The organism is Vibrio sp. L5-1, assembly GCF_021728315.1.
Lineage (GTDB): Bacteria > Pseudomonadota > Gammaproteobacteria > Enterobacterales > Vibrionaceae > Vibrio > Vibrio splendidus_K.
The window spans coordinates 928,238-950,584 of record NZ_JAKKCQ010000002.1 but is presented as its reverse complement, the minus strand read 5'-3'; the positions used below and the strand labels follow the sequence as shown (position 1 = coordinate 950,584).

18 protein-coding genes are annotated in these 22,347 nt (G+C 45.1%); all 18 read left to right on the top strand.

Features of this window, described 5'->3' with window-relative positions; genetic code table 11:
• Positions 1–20 precede the first annotated feature (20 nt).
• The 18 genes from flgH to fliG all read left to right on the top strand — a co-directional run bounded on the left by flgH (position 21) and on the right by fliG (position 22,277).
• Complete coding sequence (flgH, locus tag L3V35_RS11045; RefSeq protein ID WP_114633100.1) at positions 21–797, top strand: flagellar basal body L-ring protein FlgH; 777 nt, start codon at positions 21–23, stop codon at positions 795–797.
• A gap of 94 nt (positions 798–891) precedes the next feature.
• The gene (locus L3V35_RS11040; protein ID WP_017106350.1) at positions 892–1,983 is read left to right on the top strand and encodes a flagellar basal body P-ring protein FlgI; all 1,092 of its coding nucleotides are present in this window, start codon (positions 892–894) and stop codon (positions 1,981–1,983) included.
• A gap of 10 nt (positions 1,984–1,993) precedes the next feature.
• Positions 1,994–2,911: a flagellar assembly peptidoglycan hydrolase FlgJ gene (gene flgJ, locus L3V35_RS11035; protein WP_237299672.1), complete on the top strand. Its 918-nt coding sequence runs from the start codon at positions 1,994–1,996 to the stop codon at positions 2,909–2,911.
• 221 nt (positions 2,912–3,132) lie between these two features.
• Positions 3,133–5,013: a flagellar hook-associated protein FlgK gene (flgK, locus tag L3V35_RS11030; protein ID WP_017093267.1), complete on the top strand. Its 1,881-nt coding sequence runs from the start codon at positions 3,133–3,135 to the stop codon at positions 5,011–5,013.
• Positions 5,014–5,022: 9 nt separating this feature from the next.
• Entirely contained in the window at positions 5,023–6,213 is a 1,191-nt protein-coding gene (gene flgL, locus L3V35_RS11025; RefSeq protein WP_237299670.1) for a flagellar hook-associated protein FlgL, read from the top strand.
• A gap of 423 nt (positions 6,214–6,636) precedes the next feature.
• Positions 6,637–7,773 carry a flagellin gene (locus L3V35_RS11020; RefSeq protein WP_004736187.1) on the top strand — a complete coding sequence of 379 codons (1,137 nt, stop codon included), beginning with the start codon at positions 6,637–6,639 and terminating at the stop codon, positions 7,771–7,773.
• A gap of 693 nt (positions 7,774–8,466) precedes the next feature.
• A complete protein-coding gene (locus tag L3V35_RS11015; protein ID WP_004736189.1) occupies positions 8,467–9,600 on the top strand; it encodes a flagellin in 1,134 nt (377 codons plus the stop codon).
• A 636-nt stretch (positions 9,601–10,236) separates the two neighbouring features.
• A complete protein-coding gene (locus tag L3V35_RS11010) occupies positions 10,237–11,367 on the top strand; it encodes a flagellin (protein ID WP_004736190.1) in 1,131 nt (376 codons plus the stop codon).
• Positions 11,368–11,448: 81 nt separating this feature from the next.
• On the top strand, positions 11,449–11,874 hold the full coding sequence (gene flaG / locus L3V35_RS11005) for a flagellar protein FlaG (RefSeq protein ID WP_237299669.1): 426 nt from the start codon (positions 11,449–11,451) through the stop codon (positions 11,872–11,874).
• A 22-nt stretch (positions 11,875–11,896) separates the two neighbouring features.
• Complete coding sequence (fliD, locus tag L3V35_RS11000; protein WP_237299666.1) at positions 11,897–13,924, top strand: flagellar filament capping protein FliD; 2,028 nt, start codon at positions 11,897–11,899, stop codon at positions 13,922–13,924.
• Positions 13,925–13,927: 3 nt separating this feature from the next.
• Complete coding sequence (locus tag L3V35_RS10995; protein WP_004736193.1) at positions 13,928–14,233, top strand: flagellar protein FliT; 306 nt, start codon at positions 13,928–13,930, stop codon at positions 14,231–14,233.
• A gap of 12 nt (positions 14,234–14,245) precedes the next feature.
• Entirely contained in the window at positions 14,246–14,656 is a 411-nt protein-coding gene (gene fliS / locus L3V35_RS10990; protein WP_004736194.1) for a flagellar export chaperone FliS, read from the top strand.
• A 228-nt stretch (positions 14,657–14,884) separates the two neighbouring features.
• Positions 14,885–16,351: a sigma-54 dependent transcriptional regulator gene (locus L3V35_RS10985; RefSeq protein ID WP_004736195.1), complete on the top strand. Its 1,467-nt coding sequence runs from the start codon at positions 14,885–14,887 to the stop codon at positions 16,349–16,351.
• Positions 16,352–16,536: 185 nt separating this feature from the next.
• A complete protein-coding gene (locus L3V35_RS10980; RefSeq protein ID WP_017076823.1) occupies positions 16,537–17,577 on the top strand; it encodes an ATP-binding protein in 1,041 nt (346 codons plus the stop codon).
• Positions 17,578–17,610: 33 nt separating this feature from the next.
• The gene (locus tag L3V35_RS10975) at positions 17,611–19,020 is read left to right on the top strand and encodes a sigma-54 dependent transcriptional regulator (RefSeq protein ID WP_237299664.1); all 1,410 of its coding nucleotides are present in this window, start codon (positions 17,611–17,613) and stop codon (positions 19,018–19,020) included.
• 132 nt (positions 19,021–19,152) lie between these two features.
• Positions 19,153–19,464 carry a flagellar hook-basal body complex protein FliE gene (gene fliE / locus L3V35_RS10970; protein ID WP_004736198.1) on the top strand — a complete coding sequence of 104 codons (312 nt, stop codon included), beginning with the start codon at positions 19,153–19,155 and terminating at the stop codon, positions 19,462–19,464.
• A gap of 16 nt (positions 19,465–19,480) precedes the next feature.
• Positions 19,481–21,223 carry a flagellar basal-body MS-ring/collar protein FliF gene (gene fliF, locus L3V35_RS10965; RefSeq protein WP_237299662.1) on the top strand — a complete coding sequence of 581 codons (1,743 nt, stop codon included), beginning with the start codon at positions 19,481–19,483 and terminating at the stop codon, positions 21,221–21,223.
• Positions 21,216–22,277, top strand: coding sequence for a flagellar motor switch protein FliG (fliG, locus tag L3V35_RS10960; RefSeq protein ID WP_004736200.1), 1,062 nt, complete (start codon positions 21,216–21,218; stop codon positions 22,275–22,277). The genes fliF and fliG overlap by 8 nt, the downstream gene beginning before the upstream one ends.
• Positions 22,278–22,347: the final 70 nt, after the last annotated feature.

The following is a 22,347-nucleotide window of genomic DNA, read 5'->3' as shown; positions in this document are numbered from 1 at the left end:
CCTGCTGAGAGTATATCGCCATGAAACGTATTTTTTGTTTAGCTCTGTTTATGTCTATGACGGGCTGTGCTGTACTGGATCCGATCGAGACTCCAGCAGAAGAAAACGCAACCACAGTAGTTGATGCAGTGGAAGGTGATAAGTCGGCTCAAGAGAGCTCAGGCATTATCGACACGCTTCGTGGTCGAACCGATCCAGTTGCTGGTGACCCAGCATGGGCGCCAATCAATCCAAAAGAAAAACCAGAACACTACGCAGCAGCAACGGGCTCACTGTTCAATGTTAATCACATTGGCAGCATGTATGACGACTCAAAACCTCGTGGCATTGGTGACATCATTACCGTGGCGTTAGACGAGAATACTCGAGCGACCAAGAAAGCCAACGCAGACATGTCTAAGTCGAACGATGCATCGATGGAGCCGCTGGCAGTTGGTGGTCAAGAGCTGACTATCGACAAGTACAACTTTTCTTATGATCTGAGCAACACCAACACCTTTGCGGGTGATGCGTCAGCCAACCAAAGTAACAGCATCAGCGGTTATATTACCGTTGAAGTTATCGAAGTATTAGCCAATGGTAACCTAGTGGTTCGTGGTGAAAAGTGGATGACACTGAACACGGGCGATGAGTACATCCGCCTAAGCGGCACTATTCGTCCTGATGATATAGACTTCGAAAATACCATCGCTTCAAACCGTGTTTCTAACGCACGAATTCAGTATTCAGGTACGGGCGTGCAGAAAGATATGCAAGAGCCTGGATTCTTGGCACGATTCTTTAATGTATCACTGTAAAGCTTGAGAGGGTGTCGAGATACTGACAGCCTCTATCACGCAGCCATATTTAGTTAAGCTATTATAAATTAAAGCAATACAGACAGGTTATTCAATGAAAAAACTAACACTCGTACTATTCGGCATGCTATTTCTTGCCACCAGTGCCCATGCTGCGCGTATCAAAGACGTGGCAAAAGTGGCGGGTGTTCGTAGTAACCAACTTGTCGGTTATGGTTTGGTGACTGGTTTGCCGGGTACAGGTGAGACAACTCCCTTTACCGATCAAACGTTTAACGCGATGCTGCAAAATTTTGGCATTCAATTGCCGCCTGGCACTAAGCCAAAAACCAAAAACGTAGCGGCAGTAATTGTTACCGCTGAGCTTCCTGCGTTCTCTAAGCAAGGTCAGGAAGTTGACGTAACAGTGTCTTCTATCGGTTCAGCAAAAAGCCTTCGTGGTGGTACCTTGCTACAGACCTTCCTGAAAGGTCTAGACGGTCAAGTGTATGCGGTCGCACAAGGTAACTTGGTAGTAAGTGGCTTTAGTGCACAAGGTAACGACGGTTCTAAGATTGTCGGTAACAACCCTAACGTCGGTATCATATCTAGCGGTGCGACGGTTGAGCAAGAAATCCCAACTCCATTTGGCCGTGGTGACTACATCACTTTCAACCTAATCCAATCCGATTTTACAACGGCTCAGCGCTTGGCTGACGCGGTTAATAATTTCCTAGGCCCACAAATGGCTTCAGCGGTCGACGCGACGTCAGTCAAAGTTCGCGCTCCTCGTGAAATCAGCCAACGTGTGGCTTTCTTATCTGCCATTGAAAATATTGAATTTGACCCTGCAGAGGGTTCTGCAAAAATCATTGTTAATTCTCGTACCGGTACCATTGTGGTTGGTAAGCACGTGCGCCTAAAAGCGGCAGCGGTAACGCACGGTGGTATGACGGTCGCAATCAAAGAAAACCTCAACGTGAGCCAACCGAATGCATTTTCTGGTGGTCAAACGGTCGTCGTTCCTGATTCTGATATCGAAGTCACCGAAGCCGATGGCAAGATGTTCAAGTTTGAACCGGGTCTAACGCTGGATGATTTGGTTCGAGCGGTCAACGAAGTGGGCGCAGCGCCTTCTGATTTAATGGCAATCCTTCAAGCACTGAAACAAGCCGGTGCAATTGAAGGCCAATTGATCATTATCTAAGGAATAAAGCATGATTAAGAATAACAATGACATCGGCTTTATTCACGACATCGGTAGTTTAGACCGTCTTCGTCAACAAGCCGTAAACGGTGAAGAAGGCAGCGAGAAAGAAGCATTAACCGCGGCGGCAAAACAGTTTGAATCGATTTTCACCTCGATGTTGTTTAAGTCAATGCGTGATGCGAACTCTAGCTTTAAGTCGGATATGCTGAACAGCCAGAACGAGCAGTTTTATCGTCAGATGCAAGATGACCAAATGGCGAGTGAGTTGAGTGCTTCAGGTTCATTAGGCCTTGCGGACATGATTGTTGCTCAGCTAAGTGCAGGCCAAGCAAGCGACGCGACAGAAGATAAGGTTCGCAGTGAAGGCTTTGATACCTCACTGGAAAGACCTCAGTATTCAGGTCGTTCAGAAGAAAAAGTATCTGAAGTTCAATCTGCTTCCGCTGTTAAACAACCAGCATCTTTCGATTCTCCAGAATCTTTTGTTACCTCAATGAAGCCTTACGCTGAAAAAGCGGCGAGCGCACTCGGTGTTGACTCGTCACTGCTACTGGCGCAAGCGGCACTTGAAACAGGTTGGGGCTCTAAGATGATTAAGAACTCTTTGGGCAACAGTAATAACCTATTCAACATCAAAGCAGATAGAAGCTGGAAGGGCGATAAGGTCGCGACTCAAACTCTTGAGTTCCATGGCAAAACCGCCGTTAAAGAGTCTGCTTCTTTCCGTTCTTACTCAAGTTTTGAAGACAGCTTCAACGATTATGTGAAGTTCTTGAACGAAAATCCAAGATACGAAACAGCGCTACAACATCAAGGTAATTCAGAGAACTTCATCAAAGGCATTCATCAGGCAGGTTACGCAACCGACCCTAACTATGCAGACAAGGTTTTACGAGTTAAAGCCAAGATCGATGAGATGAACTAGCGTCATAAATCAACATAGAGAGCTTGCTACTGGCAGGCTCTTTTCTTCTCTGCCCCTTCAGTTCTTGCGCGTCATCCATAGTTATCTCCTTACACTTCAATAAATTATTGTATTTTAACTCTCCACTATTTGTATTGGCACATATATTGCTATTTATCTTAGTAATATGCGGTTGTAGTTAATCAGTTCATTCTGGTTTTGTTAAGTTTTTTGGGGGCATTATGGCGTCGGATCTTCTGAATGTAGGGGCACAAAGTGTTCTTACGGCTCAGAGACAGCTCAACACCACAGGTCATAACATTTCTAACGCCAACACAGAGGGCTATAGCCGCCAGTCTGTGATTCAAGGTGTGAATGACCCGCGCCAGTACGGTGGGCAATCCTACGGTATGGGTGTGCATGTGGAAAATGTTCGCCGCTCTTGGGATCAGTTTGCCGTCAAAGAACTTAACTTATCGACAACTAATGCCGCCAACAAAGGCGATACCGAAGCCAACCTCGATATGCTGTCGAGCATGTTATCGTCGGTCGCTTCAAAGAAGATTCCAGAAAACCTCAACGAATGGTTTGATTCCGTTAAGACTCTCGCCGATACCCCAAATGATGTGGGTGCGCGTAAGGTCGTGTTAGAGAAAGCAGGGCTTGTAACTAAAACCTTGAATGAATTTCATGAAACGGTACGTCAACAGTCTGATTCTACGAATAAAAAATTAGAAGTCGGCATTGAACGAGTAAACCAAATTGCGGTTGAGATTCGTGACGTTCAGCGTCTGATGATGCGAACACCAGGTCCTCACAATGATTTACGAGATCAGCACGAAAAGCTGATCAATGAGCTATCTGGCTACACCAAAGTGACGGTAACGCCGCGATCTAATGCGGAAGGATTTAACGTCCATATTGGTAATGGTCATACCTTGGTTTCTGGTAGCGAAGCAAGTCAACTGAAGCTAGTTGACGGTTTACCTGATACGCATCAGCGTCGACTGGCGATTGTTGAAGGTAAGTCTCTGAAGCCGATTACCAGTAATGATATCGATGGGAAAATCGGTGCCATGCTCGATATGCGAGACGAACACATTCCTGACATCATGGATGAGCTTGGGCGTTTGGCGACGGCTTTCTCAGAGAAAGTAAACTCACTTCAATCACAAGGTTTGGATCTCAATGGCAACGTTGGCCAAGATATTTTCACCGATGTGAACTCTGAGCGGGTGGCGAAATCACGCGTCACGGCTGGCAGCCAATCAAAGGCTGATGTTGCCGTTTATATTGATGACACCTCTGCCTTAAAAGGCGGCGAGTATGGTCTTAAGTATGATGGCAGTGATTATGTCGTGACCAAGCCTGACGGTGAAACGGTAAAAGTCAGCACTAATGCAGCAGGCAATGCTTTTTATCTAGATGGCATGCGAGTTGAAGTTCGAAACCCTCCTGAATTAGGTGAGAAGTTGTTACTGCGTCCAACGCGTAACTTTGCAGCTCAGATTCAGATGGAAACCAAAGACCCTAGAGATATTGCCGCGCAAAGTTATGAGGCATCGACCACGTTCGCGAAAGGCTCTGCGGGGTTCAAGATCCTAGCGGCCGGTCAATTACGTGAGTTTGAAGTGATTGTTTCACCAAAAGGTGAGCAGTTTGCCGTGACTGATCCGAAAGGCAATATTTTAATGCAGCCGCAGCCGTACCCGCCTGAAGGGCCGGTTACGATTAATGGCACGACTTTCGAGTTGACCGCTGGCGCTGTGGCAAACGATAAATTTACGGCAAACCTTGTCCCATCAGAGGGTGACAACGGTAACTTGCGTAAGCTGCAAGATCTCCAAACCGGTAAGATCTTGAATGATGGTGAGTCTACGATTTTAGACCTTTACCACAACTTGAATACCAACACGGGCCTGAAAGCGTCGACGGCAAATCGGTTAAGCGACATTGCCACCTTAGAAAAGGAATCCGCTCAGGAACGTATTGCTTCAGTGTCGGGGGTTAACCTCGATGAAGAAGCGGCAAATATGATGAAATTTCAGCAAGCGTATATGGCTTCTTCACGCATCATGCAAGCAGCCAATGATACGTTCAATACTATTTTGGCTCTGAGGTAGGAAGTATAAATGTTGAATCGTATTTCTAGCTTCCACAATTACCAATCTGTTCAGAACGACTTGCGCCGTCAAGAGAACAAGATACATCACAACCAAGCACAACTTGCTTCAGGTAAGAAGTTGCAGTCGCCGAGTGATGATCCTCTTGCGACCCATTATTTACAGAATATTGGTCAGCAATCAGAGCAGCTAAAACAATATAGTGACGCAATCGTCTTGGTTCGTAATCGATTGGAGCATCACGAGGTATTGGTCTCCAACACCGAGGGTTTTGCTGATGAAGCAAAACGAACCGTGATGGAAATGATTAACGGTGCGCTTTCTCCAGAGGACCGCTTAGCGAAGAAACGCGAGATCCAAGAGCTATCGAATAACTTTCTGCATCTAGCTAACTCTCAAGATGAGTCGGGCAATTACACGTTTGCGGGTACTAAGCCGAAGAATCAACCCTTCTTTAGAGATAACCAAGGTAATGTCAGCTATCAAGGCGATGACTATCAGCGAAAGATGCGTGTAGCGAGTAGCTTCGAGATGGCGATGAATGATCCGGGCAGCAAGTTATTTATGGAAATAGATAACCCGTTTGGTGATTACGAACCTCAATACAAGCTTGAACCTGCTTCTGAATTACTTTTGGAACGTGCGACGAACTCAGCTGAAGATGGGTCAACGTATAAAGTGACGTTCGTTGATATGCAGACAGGAAATTATGCTTATCAACTTGAAAAAGATGGCGCAGTGGTGGCCGCGGAAGACTTTGATCCTTCGACTGGCATTGTCTATGAAGGTCTGAATATCCAAATCAAAGGCCAAATCACTAAAGGTGATTCGATCACCTTAGAACCACGAGAGACTTTCTCTATCTTTGATACGTTCAAAGAGGCGGCTGAGCAGGCTGAAAACCCGGTATCGGATGCATCAGCAACAGCGAAACTGCACCAAGTAACCGAAGAGTTCCACGCTGCGTTTATCCATTTGACCAAGGCGAGAACCGATGTTGGTGCGCGTTTAAGTACGCTAGATATTCAAGAGCAACAGCATGAAGATTTTAAGTTGTCTTTAGCCAAAGCAAAAAGCAACTTTGAAGACTTGGATTACTCGAAAGCCATCATTGAGTTCAATGAAAACTCACGAGCATTGCAAGCTTCTCAACAAGCGTTTGGTAAAACCAAAGACCTGACCTTGTTTAACTATATTTAATGATCAATCGGTATTTAGTGGTGAACTAACACTCACCATTGAAGTTAGATTCTTTGCCGTATGTGCTATGCCGTATGAGCGAATCACTTTAACCTTTGCCGGTTTTTTATACAGGATGTCATCTGTTTGAAAATAGCGGCAAAAAGCGGCAATGGGTCAACGAAGGTACTTTTTGTTCCCCAAGCTAGTTAAATCAAATCGAGTTGAGTTTTAACTTAAGTGATTGATTTTATGTATATTAAAAATTAATCGAAACAGTATTAAACTTGGCATATAACTTGTATCTGTGTTGGTCATGAAATGATTTATACAGATCTTAAACCCTGCATAGGGTTTAGCGAGTAATACACGGTCAGTGCTTATCCATATGAGAGTAAAGCTGGCCGCTTCGCAGAAAGTTTGCGAACTCATAAGGAGAGCAAAATGGCTATTAATGTAAGCACTAACGTTTCTGCTATGACAGCACAGCGTTACCTGAATAAAGCGTCTAATGATCTAGCGACCTCTATGGAGCGTTTGTCGTCAGGGCATAAAATCAACAGCGCGAAAGACGATGCAGCTGGTCTGCAAATCTCTAACCGTTTAACGGCGCAATCACGTGGTTTAGACGTGGCAATGCGTAATGCCAATGATGGTATTTCAATTGCACAAACCGCTGAAGGCGCGATGAATGAATCAACTAACGTACTACAACGTATGCGTGATCTGGCGATTCAATCATCAAACGGTACGAACTCGGCAGCGGAACGTACAGCGCTTAATGAAGAGTCTTCGGCACTTCAAGATGAGCTAAACCGTATCGCGGAAACGACCTCGTTTGGTGGCCGTCGTCTGTTGAATGGTTCATTTGGTGAAGCATCTTTCCAGATTGGTTCTAGCTCTGGTGAAGCAATGATTATGGGACTCACTAGTGTTCGTGCTGATGATTTCCGTATGGGCGGTACTACGTTTGATTCTGAAAATGGTAAAGATAAAAGCTGGGAAGTGCCGCCAACGGCGAGCGACCTTAAGTTTGAATTCAGAACCAAAGCAGGTGAAGACATCGTTTTAGATATCAATACCAAAGCGGGTGATGATATCGAAGAGCTTGCTACTTACATTAATGGTCAATCTGATCTTGTTAACGCATCGGTTACCGATGATGGTCGCATTCAACTATTTGTTGCTGAACCTGACCTTGACGGTGCCATGTCGATCTCTGGTGGCCTAGCATCTGAGCTAGGTATTAAGAGTGAAGGCCGTGCAACATCGGTTCAAGATATCAGCCTGACTAGCGTTGCAGGTTCACAAAACGCAATCAGCGTAATTGATTCTGCAATGAAGTACGTAGATTCACAGCGTGCTGATTTGGGTGCTAAACAGAACCGTCTAAGCCACAGTATTAATAACTTGGCAAACGTTCAAGAGAACGTCGACGCTTCTAACAGCCGAATCAAAGATACGGACTTTGCGAAAGAGACGACGCAAATGACCAAATCACAAATTCTGCAACAAGCAGGTACTTCGATACTTGCTCAAGCAAAACAGTTGCCTAACTCTGCAATGACACTATTGCAATAGTTATTGGTTGAACTTGCTGCTCGTGTTCAGACGTGAGCCATGCAGCAAGGGAAACTGGCAAGCATACTTACTATGAGTGTTTAGCTCTCTCATCTCTCACCTGCTATTCATTTTTACGGTAAGAATGCAACGGCGTGTCAGAAATGTGTTCATTTCTCGATGATCTCCACACAGGCTCTGACCTGCCAACTAGCCCCGGTTCTCTCAAAGGAAAAGGGGCTTTTTCCTTTCTGCTCTTTATCTCTCTGTTTTCTATCTTTCTGCTTTTTTGTTTTCTTGTCTTTTGCGTTTCCCACTGGTTTCTAACTTTAGATTTCTGATCCTTAAGTTTCAATTCAACCCATTTTCTTCGTTACAAATGCTCTCCTTGGCTAGATGAATTGCACAATATTTATGCCCATCAATGATCTTTGGTGATTGATCATTTCTGAGCGTTGAGTAACTTGAACGGCGATTAGCGTGTTTTTTGAACAAATTAAGATTTGTACCCGATTAAGCTCTATCGCCTTTTTAGAAAGGTGTGAAATTTAACTTACTGATAAGTAATGATTTATTATTTTATTTGTGGTTTTTTTAAAGTTTTTCTAAAGCTTCGGGATTTTGAGCCGTTATTAAATGTAACTTTGAGAGAACTACTTGGTTTTCCGAGACGTCGGAAACCGCTATACCGGAAAATCAATTGGAGAAATCACCATGGCAGTGAATGTAAATACAAACGTTTCAGCGATGACAGCGCAACGTTACCTAAACAACGCAAACAGCGCACAACAAACATCAATGGAGCGTCTAGCTTCAGGCTCTAAAATCAACAGCGCGAAAGATGACGCTGCGGGCCTACAAATCTCTAACCGTTTGAACGTTCAGAGCCGCGGCCTTGATGTTGCTGTTCGTAACGCGAATGACGGTATCTCAATTGCACAAACTGCTGAAGGTGCAATGAACGAGACAACGAACATCCTGCAACGTATGCGTGATTTGTCTCTACAATCTTCAAACGGCTCAAACTCAAAATCTGAGCGTGTAGCGATTCAAGAAGAAGTAACAGCACTGAATGACGAATTAAACCGTATCGCGGAAACAACGTCTTTCGGTGGCAATAAGCTGCTTAACGGTACTCACGGTACTAAATCATTCCAAATCGGTGCGGATAACGGTGAAGCGGTAATGCTTCAACTGAAAGACATGCGCTCTGATAACGCTCAGATGGGTGGTAAAAGCTACCAAACTGAGAACGCGAAAGACAAAGACTGGAACGTTCAAGCTGGGGCAAACGACCTAAAAATGTCGTTCACTGATAACTTCGGCCAAGCACAAGAAATCGATGTGTCTGCGAAAGCGGGCGACGACATCGAAGAGCTAGCAACGTACATCAACGGTCAACAAGATTCTGTTAAAGCGTCTGTAACTGAAGACGGTAAGCTGCAAATGTTTACTGGCAACAATAAAGTTGAAGGCGAAGTGGCATTCTCTGGCAGCCTTGCTGGTGAACTAGGCATGCAACCTGGTAAAGATGTAACGGTTGATACTATCGACGTAACATCAGTTGGCGGCGCACAAGAATCTGTTGCAGTTATCGATGCGGCACTTAAGTATGTAGATAGCCACCGTGCTGAACTGGGTGCTTTCCAAAACCGTTTCGACCACGCTATCAGCAATTTAGACAACATTAACGAGAACGTTAACGCATCTAAGAGCCGTATTAAAGATACCGACTTCGCGAAAGAAACGACTCAGATGACTAAGTCTCAGATCCTTTCTCAAGCTTCAAGCTCGATCCTTGCTCAAGCGAAGCAAGCTCCGAACTCGGCACTTAGCCTACTAGGTTAATCGATTAAAAAGCCACGTTGCCACGTTGGTTATAAGCGCTGTTGACTATAAGCGTTGTTGATCATAAGCGTTAACGTTAGGCCTCCACAAATTAGCTCGTGGTGAGAGATGAGCGCTAAACAGACCCAGCTTCGGCTGGGTTTTTTATTGCCTGCAATTTGGCGAAGGTGTATTTGGAAAGTGCAATGTTGGTAAGCAGGAGCAAAAGCGAGATTCCCTATCACGTTCGTTCCTCACTGTAGGGAATGACGGGAATTGGGAAATGATGATTTCCTCGCTTACTACATCGAAGCAGTCTTTCGTTATCCCAGAATCGAGTAGAACGAGATATCAGGGATCTGCTTTGGTTTTTATGCGCAAGGCGACACTTATAAATGAGCGAAGATACGAAACTTTAGCGAATGTCGCCCTATTAATTGAAGCCCGATCACACTTTTCCTTGTTGTTGAAAATAATACGAAAAAACTCGCAATTTTTATTAAAGCTTCTAATTAAGGGGCCGTTAAAGGGATTGAGAGAAATGATATGTACCAATGTAAGGTGAGAGAGACACTGGTGCATAAACAAAATTGACATGTATTTGTGTGAGGTGAGAGTCACATAAGTACATTAAAAAATGCCTAAAGGAGATCAACTATGGCGATTAATGTAAGCACTAATGTGTCTGCAATGACGGCTCAGCGCTACCTAAATAGCGCGGCTGAAGGTACTCAAAAATCAATGGAGCGTTTGTCTTCTGGCTATAAAATCAATAGCGCAAAAGATGATGCTGCAGGCCTACAAATCTCTAACCGCTTAACGTCGCAAAGCCGTGGCCTAGATATGGCTGTGAAAAACGCGAATGATGGTATCTCTATTGCACAGACAGCTGAAGGTGCAATGAATGAGTCAACCAACATTCTGCAACGTATGCGTGACCTTTCTCTTCAATCTTCAAATGGTTCAAACAGCAAATCTGAACGTGTTGCGATCCAAGAAGAAGTCTCTGCTCTAAACACTGAACTTAACCGTATTGCTGAAACGACCTCTTTTGGTGGTAACAAGCTTCTTAACGGTACTTACGGCAGCCAATCTTTCCAAATCGGTGCTGATTCTGGTGAAGCAGTAATGCTGACTATGAATAACATGCGTACTGACACTCAAGACATGGGTGGCAAGAGCTACGGCGTTACAGAAGGCAAAGATGCTTCTTGGCGTGTAGCTGCAGGTTCTGATCTGACTATCAAATACAACGATAAGTTTGGTGAAGCACAAGAGTTGTCTATTTCTGCGAAGGAAGGCAACGATATGGAAGAGCTAGCAACTTACATCAACGGTCAGAGCCAAGACGTTAAAGCGTCAGTTGGTGAAGGCGGCAAACTGCAACTTTTCGCTTCAAGCCAAAAAGTTGAAGGTGATGTTGAGTTCGGCGGCAGCCTTGCTGGTGAACTTGGTATTGGTGCAGCTAAAGACGTTACTGTTAACGACATTGACGTAACATCGGTTGCTGGCGCGAACGAAGCGGTATCTATCATTGATGGCGCACTAAAATCTGTTGATAGTAACCGTGCTTCTCTTGGTGCTTTCCAAAACCGTTTTGACCACGCAATCAGCAACTTAGATAACATCAACGAAAACGTTAATGCATCTAAGAGCCGTATCAAAGATACTGATTACGCGAAAGAAACGACAGCGATGACGAAGTCTCAAATCCTACAACAGGCGAGTACTTCTATCCTAGCTCAAGCAAAACAATCACCATCAGCAGCTCTAAGCTTATTGGGCTAAACTTACCTCGGTAAGTGGCGGTAAACTCTACTCTGGGTAGAGTTTTACTGTATGGCTCACAAAGGAGGGAGGGAGACTGTTATGGAAATACCATCCAACGCATCGAACATCCAGCCTTATGGCTCACCTAATGGCATTAAATTTGCAAGCGATGAAGGTAGTAGTGCGTTGAGCACTTCACGACTGAAAGAAGCAACATCTTATGGCAAGGTAGAAAAATCGAAAGAGCAAGCTACCGAAGCGGCGATTCAATTAGCTCAACATCGACAAGAGTTAAACGATGAAGAGCGAGTCAAGATGGTAGAGAAGGTAAACGAGTTTATCTCCTCTCTCAACAAGGGTGTTGCCTTTAAAGTCGATGAAGAGTCGGGGAGAGATGTGGTTACCATTTATGAGACCACTACCGGTGATATTATTCGCCAGATCCCTGACGAAGAAATGCTTGAAATTCTAAGACGCCTAGCAGCCCAAAATTCAAATAGTAGAATATTTGAGGTGAAGGTTTAAGTCGTATTATTGAGGTGGTTTAATGAGTTTTGGCCCAATGGGGATTTCGTCTGGCATGGATATCAATTCCATGGTCAGCAAAATTGTTGATTCGGAGCGTGTACCTAAACAGCAACGAATTGATAATGAACGAACGCGAATCGATACCAGCATTAGTGCCTATGGAAGACTCAGAGAATCCCTTGATTCGATGAAAAACCTGATGACAAACTTTCGTCAGGAAAAAGCTTTTGCTGTGCGAACAGTTGAAAGTACCGATGAAGGTCTGGTTTCTGCAACCGCGACTACCGAAGCGATCGCTGGCAAATATGCCATCGATGTGTTGCAGCTTGCCCAGAGTCATAAAGTGGCTTCTGATGTACTGTCAGAGGACATGAAATTTGGCCCAGGTAAGCTGCAGGTTTCGCTTGGTGATGACAGCTTTGATGTGCAAGTTGGCGACAGATCGAAACTTATCGATGTCGTTCGCAGTATAAACGGCGCAGATAGCAATCCAGGCGTTCGTGCATCTATTATCAATGATGTCGAAGGCCCACGACTTATTGTCGCCTCGAACCAGTCTGGTTCAGATCAGCAGATCAGCATTAATGTAGAGTCTGATGCTGCTAATCCTCTAAAAAAACTCGAATACAAAACTCTAGAAGAGCGTGTGAAGGCGCTTGAGAAAGCGCGCCTTGCTGCACAAGATGTTCTTGCTCTAACCCCTGCAGGAAAAGCCGTTGAACTCATCGATGAAGCGATCGCTAACGATGAACCAAATGCGAGTGAAAAACTCGATGAAGACGGAAATGTTATCCCAGCAACCCAAACCGATTCTGCCTCAGATGTTGACGGAGACTCTCAAAGTCTTAGCTACGGCGAGCAAGCTGCAGCCGATGGTCAAGCTGCCCTAGACGCAGCTCAGGCGTCAAAGTCTGTGATGCCCGAAGACAATATCCCAGGTTGGACTGAGACAGCCTCAGGAACTCTTTTAGATTCTTACTACACACCAGAACTTGAGCTTGATGAAAAAGCGATAGAGAAGGCGCCTGACGTGCCGGGGTGGTCAAATGCTGCCTCGGGTACTCTGACCGATTCTTATGTGACGCCGAAAGAAGCTCAGCAAAAGCTTGAAGCTGAACAAGCGCGAATCGAAGATAAAATTTCACAAGAAAAAGCCGATTTGGCTGAGAAAGTTCAAAAAGGCGAATTGACCGCGGAACAAGCCAAAAAAATTGAGCGTGCGAAATTAGAACCCGAAGAGCGTGAGCTTTTAGAGAAAGTCGATAAAGTGCAAGCTGACCTCGAACAGGCACAACAGTCTTTTGATACCTATAGCGGTATGGCTGAAGTTCAGGCGGGGCAAGATTCAATGGTCGTTCTAGACGGCGTTGCACAGCTTTCTAGTAATAACAATGTGATTGAAGATGCCGTAGAAGGTATCGATATTACGGTGAAAGGAAAAACGCCCAAAGATAAGCCACCGGCCGAAATCGGTGTTGAGTACGACCGTAATAGTGTGCGCCAAGACATTGAATCTTTCGTTAACTCTTACAATCAGTTTTATCAAGTGTCTAAGAACTTGGCGGGCGTTGATCCAACGACTGGCCAAAAAGGGCCGCTTTCTGGCGACAGTACTGTACGTAATGCCGACTCGCGATTGAAAGGGGTGTTCTCATCAAGTATTGAAGGCGCGCCTGATAATCTCAAGTCATTGACTGAATTTGGTATCACGACCACAAGGCAAGGCTCGCTAGAAATTAACTACGACATGCTTGATCGTCAACTTAATAATAACTTCGATAAGTTGGGTGAGTTCTTTGGCGGCAACAATGGTTTCGCCAAAAAAGTGGAAGATGCGATTCAAGGTATCACAGGTATCACCGGTTCGATTCGTACTAGAGAAAAGAGCTTAGTCGAGCAAAACTACCGCTTGGTTGATGATCAAAGCGCACTCGATCGCCGCATGGACAGCCTAGAAAACCGCACACATTCTAAGTTTACTGCCATGCAAGATGCGACTAGCAAGATGCAATCCCAGCTGGGCAGTATGATGAATGCGTTGGGCTAATAGATGAACAGTCAGCTGCAAGAGCTTTGTGAACTCGATCAATTAATTATCTCTAAGCTTGAATTTAGTGAAATTAATGCTGAAGAAATAACGCGGCTTGTCGATAACAGAGAACAGTTATTGCAAAACGTGCTTCAAATAATCGACTCACACCCCGACGTTAAGCAAAGTTCTGAGTGGTTTGAAGCCATTACCAGAACCAGAAAATTAGTCGAATTGATGCAGTCTGAGACGAGTCGAGTCGGTAAGACCCTACACAAATATCGTCACGGCGCTAAATCAGTTCAACAATACAAAAAGTTTTTATAAAAGAGGTTTACTATGCGCGGTTCTTTACAGGCATATAAAAAGGTATCAGTGGATAGTCAGCTAACAGCTGCCTCACCGCATAAGATTGTACAAATGCTAATGGCAGGTGCTATCGAGCGCTTGATTCAAGGTAAAGCGGCAATGCAAGCGGGCAACATCCCAGTGAAAGGCGAGCGACTTGGTAAGGCTCTGGATATCATTATTAGCCTACGTAGTTGCCTGTCTATGGACGATGGTGGCGATATTGCGAAAAACCTAGATCAACTTTATGAGTTCATGATCACGCAAATTTCTGCGGCAAATCACAAAAATGACCCACAGCCTATTGATGATGTTATCGATATTATCCGCGAAATTAAGAGCGCTTGGGACCAAATTCCGAACGAATATCACAACTTGACGTCTGCTGACGTAGGTATTTAAAGAAAAACTGCAGTTTTAACCAATCTCATATCCCTTAATTGGTTGGTTGCCTTATTTTTTTAATCAAATAAAATAGAAGCCATTAGATAGCCTAATGGCTTTTTTCGTTGCTGATTTCCTAAATTTGTCCACGTAGACCATAATCATTGATACTTTTCTCTGTTTTATCGATTACGTCGCTCACCGTTTTTCTGCATCGCACCAAAATAAAGGCAATAATTCCTACTTATGCAAGGTTTGGCAAAACTGCTTGTCGTCGACGATAGCGCTCAAGATCGTCACAATTTAAGCACAATATTAGAGTTTGTAGGAGAGAGCTGCGAAGTAATCAGCTCTGAACAAGCACGTAAAGTTGATTGGTCACTACAGTGGGCCGGCTGCATTATTGGTACCATTAAAGGTAAAGGCTTCAACGCATTACTGAATGAAAAGCTTGTTCACGCCAATCACATCCCTTTACTGGTGATTGGTAAAAACAATCACCCGGTTGACGAGCTAACTAACTATGTTGGCGAGCTTGAACTTCCTCTTAACTACCCGCAATTAAGTGATGCATTAAGGCACTGTAAAGATTTCTTAGGCCGCAAGGGTGTTCAAGTGGTGTCTTCGGCACGCAAGAACACACTGTTTCGCAGCTTAGTAGGGCAAAGTGCTGGCATTCAAGAAGTACGTCACTTAATTGAACAAGTCTCTTCTACGGAAGCGAACGTGCTGATTCTTGGTGAATCTGGTACCGGCAAAGAAGTCGTAGCGCGTAATATTCACTATCACTCTAAGCGCCGTTCTGGGCCTTTCGTGCCTGTGAATTGTGGTGCTATTCCACCAGACTTACTCGAAAGTGAGTTGTTTGGTCATGAGAAGGGCGCATTTACTGGTGCGATTACCGCACGAAAAGGTCGCTTTGAATTGGCTGAAGGTGGCACACTGTTTCTTGATGAAATTGGCGATATGCCAATGGCAATGCAAGTTAAGTTGTTGCGTGTACTGCAAGAGCGCTGTTTCGAACGCGTAGGTGGTAACAGCACCATTAAAGCTGACGTTCGTGTGATTGCAGCAACACACCGCAATCTTGAAGACATGATCGACGATGACTCGTTCCGTGAAGACCTTTATTACCGCTTGAATGTATTCCCGATTGAAATGCCGGCGCTTCAAGATCGTAAAGAAGATATTCCACTGTTGCTTCAAGAACTAATGACTCGAATGGAAGCGGAAGGCAGTATGCCGATCTGCTTCACGGCTCGTGCTATCAATTCTTTGATGGAGCACTACTGGCCAGGTAACGTTCGTGAGCTAGCGAACCTCGTTGAGCGAATGGTTATCCTGTATCCGAATAGCTTGGTTGATGTGAATCATCTACCCACTAAATATAGATACAGTGATATCCCTGAGTTCCAGCCTGAATTTAATCGCTTTGTGTCGGAAGAAGAGCAAGAACGTGATGCACTTTCTGATTTGTTCTCAGAAGATTTTAGCTTTGACCAGCAAGATGATCTTGCCGATAACGCGAATGCGCCTCAAGAGTTACCACCAGAAGGTGTTAATTTGAAAGAGCTGTTGGCGGATATGGAAGTGAACATGATTAACCAAGCCTTGGAAGCGCAGGGTGGCATTGTTGCCCGTGCTGCAGACATGCTTGGAATGCGCAGAACCACTCTGGTTGAAAAAATGCGTAAGTATAATCTACAGCGATAGAGCTCAGATTCGTGTTCAGCGATATCAAATTAAGACGGGTGTTGAGTTAAAGCATCGTTTTGGTTGAGAGAATAGAGAGGGCATAGTCGAGTTGTTGCTTGCTTAACTATGTGATAAATATAGCAAATAGCCTGACGCGTGTTTTACGTGTCAGGCTGTTTTAGTATTTGAGGCAAATTTTTGACATGCACGGATCTAACGAATCAGAAAATCAGTCACACCTAGATTCAGTTGAACAGCAGGTTGAGCGCTATAAGCAAGTGCTTGATGTGATGCCAGCAGGTGTCATCTTGTTAGATACTCATGGTGAAGTAAGGGAAGCGAACCCAGAAGCGCACCGAATTTTAGGTGTGGAACTGGTGGGCGAGAAGTGGTTTTCGGTTATTCAAAGTGCCTTTGATCCAAAAGACGATGATGGACATGAGATCTCACTGAAGAATGGGCGTAAGGTTCGTTTGGCTATTTCAGCTTCTACCACGGGTCAACTTATCTTGATTACCGACCTGACAGAAACTCGTCTTCTACAGTCTCGCGTGAGTGATCTTCAGCGCTTGTCGTCGTTAGGCAGAATGGTAGCCTCGTTGGCACACCAGGTTCGTACGCCACTTTCTAGCGCCATGCTTTATGCATCAAACCTTGCCGCGCCAAACTTACCGCCGGCAACAAAGACACGTTTTCAATCTAAGCTTATGGATAGATTGCATGACTTAGAGAAGCAAGTGAACGACATGCTGTTGTTTGCCAAAGGTGGCGACAACAAGGTTGTGAAGCCATTTACCGTTGCTGAACTGATCACTGAATTTCACCCAATGGTGGAAGCGGCATTAAAATCGAACCAGATTGATTATTGCCAAGAAGTGGAAGGCGAAGAGACTCAGATGTTTGGCAATGCTAATGCTATAGCTTCTGCTCTGAGCAACCTAGTTTTGAACGCAGTGCAAATTGCGGGTAAAGAATCGCAGATTGATGTTTTTTTTAGGCCCGTAAACGGCGAGCTTAAGATATCAGTGCAAGACAGTGGCCCCGGCGTACCGAAAGAGCTTCAAGGTAAAATTATGGAACCCTTCTTTACCACTCGTTCGCAAGGTACAGGTCTAGGTTTAGCCGTTGTACAAATGGTCTGTCGAGCACATGAAGGCCGACTGGAATTGATATCAGAAGAAGGGGATGGCGCATGCTTTACTATGTGTCTACCGCTGGAAAGAAGCGCTTCTTCTGAAGACTAATAAGTTTTAACTGAATTTACACTGGAGAATCCTATGGCTCAAAGCAAAGTGTTAATCGTCGAAGATGATGAAGGTCTACGCGAAGCCCTTGTCGACACTCTCGCGCTTGCTGGCTATGAATGGCTGGAAGCGGATTGTGCGGAAGATGCTCTGGTAAAATTGAAATCGAACTCCGTTGATATTGTTGTCTCTGATGTGCAGATGGCAGGTATGGGCGGCTTAGCACTGCTAAGAAATATCAAGCAGCATTGGCCAAATCTACCAGTATTGTTGATGACAGCGTATGCCAACATTGAAGACGCCGTTGCCGCAATGAAAGAGGGCGCTATAGACTATATGGCAAAGCCATTTGCGCCTGAAGTGCTGCTTAATATGGTGAGCCGTTACGCTCCCGTAAAATCGGATGATAATGGCGATGCCATCGTTGCCGATGAGAAAAGCATCAAACTAATGATGTTGGCTGATAAGGTGGCTAGAACCGATGCTAACGTCATGGTTTTGGGGCCAAGTGGTTCTGGTAAAGAGGTGATGTCTCGCTATATTCACAACGCTTCGAGCCGTAAAGACGGTCCGTTTGTTGCGATTAACTGTGCCGCGATTCCAGATAACATGTTGGAAGCAACACTGTTTGGCTACGATAAAGGCGCATTTACTGGTGCTATTCAAGCTTGTCCTGGTAAATTTGAGCAAGCTCAAGGCGGTACTATTTTGTTGGATGAGATCAGTGAAATGGATCTTAGCCTACAAGCGAAACTACTGCGCGTGTTGCAAGAGCGCGAAGTTGAACGTCTTGGTAGCCGCAAGAGTATCAAACTGGATGTTCGTGTTCTGGCAACCAGTAACCGCGACCTAAAGCAGTATGTTTCTGAAGGGAATTTCCGTGAGGATTTATACTACCGCCTGAATGTATTTCCAATTACTTGGCCAGCACTGTGTGAACGTAAAGGCGATATTGAGCCGCTTGCGAAGCACTTGGTTGAGCGCCATTGCACCAAACTTGGTATGCCCGTTCCTGTTCTGTCCGAGCAAGCCATCAATAAGCTCGTCAATTATCCGTGGCCGGGTAATGTGCGTGAACTGGATAATGTCGTGCAGCGCGCTCTAATTCTGAGTGAGCAAGAAAATATTTCAGGTGAGCACATCTTACTTGAAGGTGTCGATTGGCAAGACGCAAGTGGCCTACAGCAAATTGTTGAAGGCAACAGTGTTGCAGCGCCAGAAATTAAGCCGATAGCTGAAGCGAGTCCAATCAATAAACTGGCTGCCAGCAGCGAAGGGTTAGGTAATGAGCTTAGAGATCAAGAGTATGCGATTATTCTTGAGACGCTGATCGCTTGTAATGGCCGACGCAAAGAAATGGCAGAAAAGTTGGGCATTAGTCCTCGTACATTGCGTTATAAGTTGGCAAAGATGCGCGATGCTGGGATAGATATCCCAAACTGAGGATAGGTTAGTAGTGTCAGCTTTCTGACTAGTGTATTACGATATCTAGTCAATTTAATGTGTGGCACGCTAATTGCTCTGTCAATAATACAGCTAAATAGATAGTCATAATTTTGACTCCTGAGGTAGTAGATGAGAATAGATGGTTTACAAGGCGAAATGCAGGCAATGATGGTTGAAGCTGCTAGCGCGCGTCCTGCTGCAACGGGGCAAGCGGTCGGTGCAGATTTTGGCAACATGCTGACGCAGGCCATTAATAACGTGAACTCATTACAAAAAACCTCAGGTGATCTTCAAGCTCGTTTTGATAGTGGCGACCAAAGCGTGTCTCTATCGGACGTGATGATTGCTCGTAATAAATCTAGTGTGGCTTTTGAGGCGACGATCCAAATTAGAAATAGATTGGTCGAATCGTACAAAGAGCTGATGAATATGCCGGTATAAGTTGGGTAATTAAATAGTGGCAGATAATAGTCAAACAACAGATTTAACCGTAAGCGATAGCAATGACCATGCACTCATTGCAGGTTCGGAGCTTGATGGGGAAGGGCAAAATCCCGATCTAGGTGAACGCAGTTCCTCTAAGTTCGATATGGCCGTCGGTGATCTCGATTTACTTCGTCAGGTCGTCTTAGTCCTATCTATTTCTATCTGTGTAGCGCTGATTGTGATGCTGTTTTTCTGGGTGAAAGAGCCAGAAATGCGTCCATTAGGGGCTTATGAAACAGAAGAGTTGATTCCCGTTCTTGATTACTTGGATCTACAAAAGATCGAATACACTCTTGAAGGTAACACTATCTCGGTACCGGCTAGTGAGTACAACTCATTAAAGCTTAATATGGTACGAGCGGGTTTGAATCAAGAGCGAAACGCCGGTGATGACATCCTCATGCAAGACATGGGTTTTGGTGTATCACAACGTTTAGAGCAAGAGCGCCTTAAGTTAAGTCGTGAAAGACAGCTTGCGAAAGCCATTGAGCAGATGAAACAGGTACGTAAAGCTCAGGTTTTATTAGCCTTGCCAAAGCAGAGTGTCTTTGTTCGTCACAATCAAGAAGCCTCAGCTTCCGTATTTCTGACTCTGAAAACGGGCAGTAACCTCAAGCAGCAAGAAGTTGATTCTGTTGTCGACATGGTGGCAAGTGCCGTTCCGGGAATGAAAACCTCACGTATCACGGTGACCGATCAGCATGGCCGACTGTTGAACTCAGGTTCTCAAGACCCGATGTCAGCTGCGCGTCGTAAAGAACATGAGCTAGAGCGCAATCAAGAGCAAGCGCTGCGTGAAAAAATTGACTCTATCCTAATTCCTATTCTTGGGTTTGGTAACTATACCGCTCAGGTTGATATTCAGCTTGATTTTAGTGCAGTGGAACAAACGAGAAAACGTTTTGATCCGAATACGCCAGCGACTCGAAGTGAATACACGTTAGAAGATTACAACAACGGCAACACTGTGGCTGGTATTCCTGGTGCTTTGAGTAACCAGCCTCCTGCAGATGCTTCAATTCCCCAAGATGTTGCTCAGATGAAAGACGGTGCGATGACGGGGCAAGGCTCGATTCACAAAGAAGCGACCCGAAACTTTGAGCTAGACACAACCATCAGCCATGAACGTAAACAGAGCGGCACGGTTAACCGTCAGACGGTATCGGTAGCGATCAAAGACCGTCAATCACTGAACCCTGATACGGGCGAAGTGGTTCATACGCCAATCCCTGCCAGCGAAATTAATGCGATTCGTCAGGTACTGATTGGTACTGTCGGTTTTGATGAAAATCGTGGCGATTTACTCAATGTGTTAAGCATGCAGTTCGCACCACAAGTGACGGATGTTGTCGCTGATGTGCCAATTTGGGAGCATCCAAACTTCAATGATTGGGTACGCTGGTTTGCGAGCGCGTTGGTTATTATTGTCGTGGTATTGGTACTTGTTCGCCCTGCAATGAAGAAACTGCTTAACCCAGCAGCTGACGACGACGACCAAATGTACGGCCCTGATGGTATGCCAATTGGTGCCGACGGCGAAACCAGCTTAATTGGTGGTGATATTGAAGGTGGCGAGTTGTTTGAATTTGGTTCAAGCATCGACTTACCAAACCTTCATAAAGACGAAGACGTGCTGAAAGCAGTACGTGCACTTGTAGCGAATGAACCAGAGCTAGCAGCTCAAGTAGTTAAGAATTGGATGGTAGATGGCTAACGAAATAGTTCCACAACAAACGGAAGGCGGTGAAGTGCTTGATGTCTCTAGCGTGGATATCGATTCTATCTCAGGCGACGAACGTGCTGCGATCTTGTTACTAAGTTTAAATGAAGAAGATGCTGCTGGTATTATTCGTCACCTAGAGCCAAAGCAGGTTCAGCGTGTGGGTAGTGCAATGGCGCGAGCTACTGATCTATCCCAAGAAAAAGTGGGAGCGGTTCACCGTGCTTTCTTAGATGATATTCAGAAGTACACCAACATTGGTATGGGCAGTGAAGACTTCATGCGTAATGCGCTGGTCGCTGCCTTGGGTGAAGACAAGGCGAATAACCTTGTTGACCAAATCCTTCTTGGTACTGGCTCGAAAGGTTTGGACTCACTTAAGTGGATGGATCCTCGTCAGGTGGCGAGTATCATCATCAACGAGCACCCTCAGATTCAAACCATTGTATTGTCGTACCTCGATTCTGATCAGTCGGCTGAGATTCTGTCTCAATTCCCAGAAAGAGTTCGTCTGGATCTGATGATGCGTATCGCTAACCTTGAAGAAGTTCAACCTTCGGCTCTTGCTGAATTGAATGAAATCATGGAGAAACAGTTTGCGGGTCAAGCGGGTGCTCAAGCTGCCAAAATTGGTGGCCTGAAAGCCGCGGCTGAGATCATGAACTACATGGACAATAATGTGGAAGGCGTCTTGATGGATCAAATCCGAGATCAAGACGAAGATATGGCAACGCAGATTCAAGATCTTATGTTTGTCTTTGAAAACCTTATTGAAGTTGATGACCAAGGTGTTCAACGACTGCTGCGTGATGTTCCACAAGACGTTCTACAAAAAGCGCTTAAAGGTGCTGATGACGGTCTACGTGAGAAGATCTTCAAGAACATGTCTAAACGTGCTGCCGATATGATGAGAGACGACATTGAGGCGATGCCGCCAGTAAAAGTCTCTGACGTGGAAGCGGCTCAAAAAGAGATATTGGGTATTGCGAGGAAGATGGCAGACAGTGGCGAGATTATGCTGTCTGGTGGCGCCGACGAGTTCCTTTAATACAGAAACCTCAAGAGCCCCACACTGTTGGGGCTTTTCTTTATCCAATCTCGAACCCAAGATTAACTCC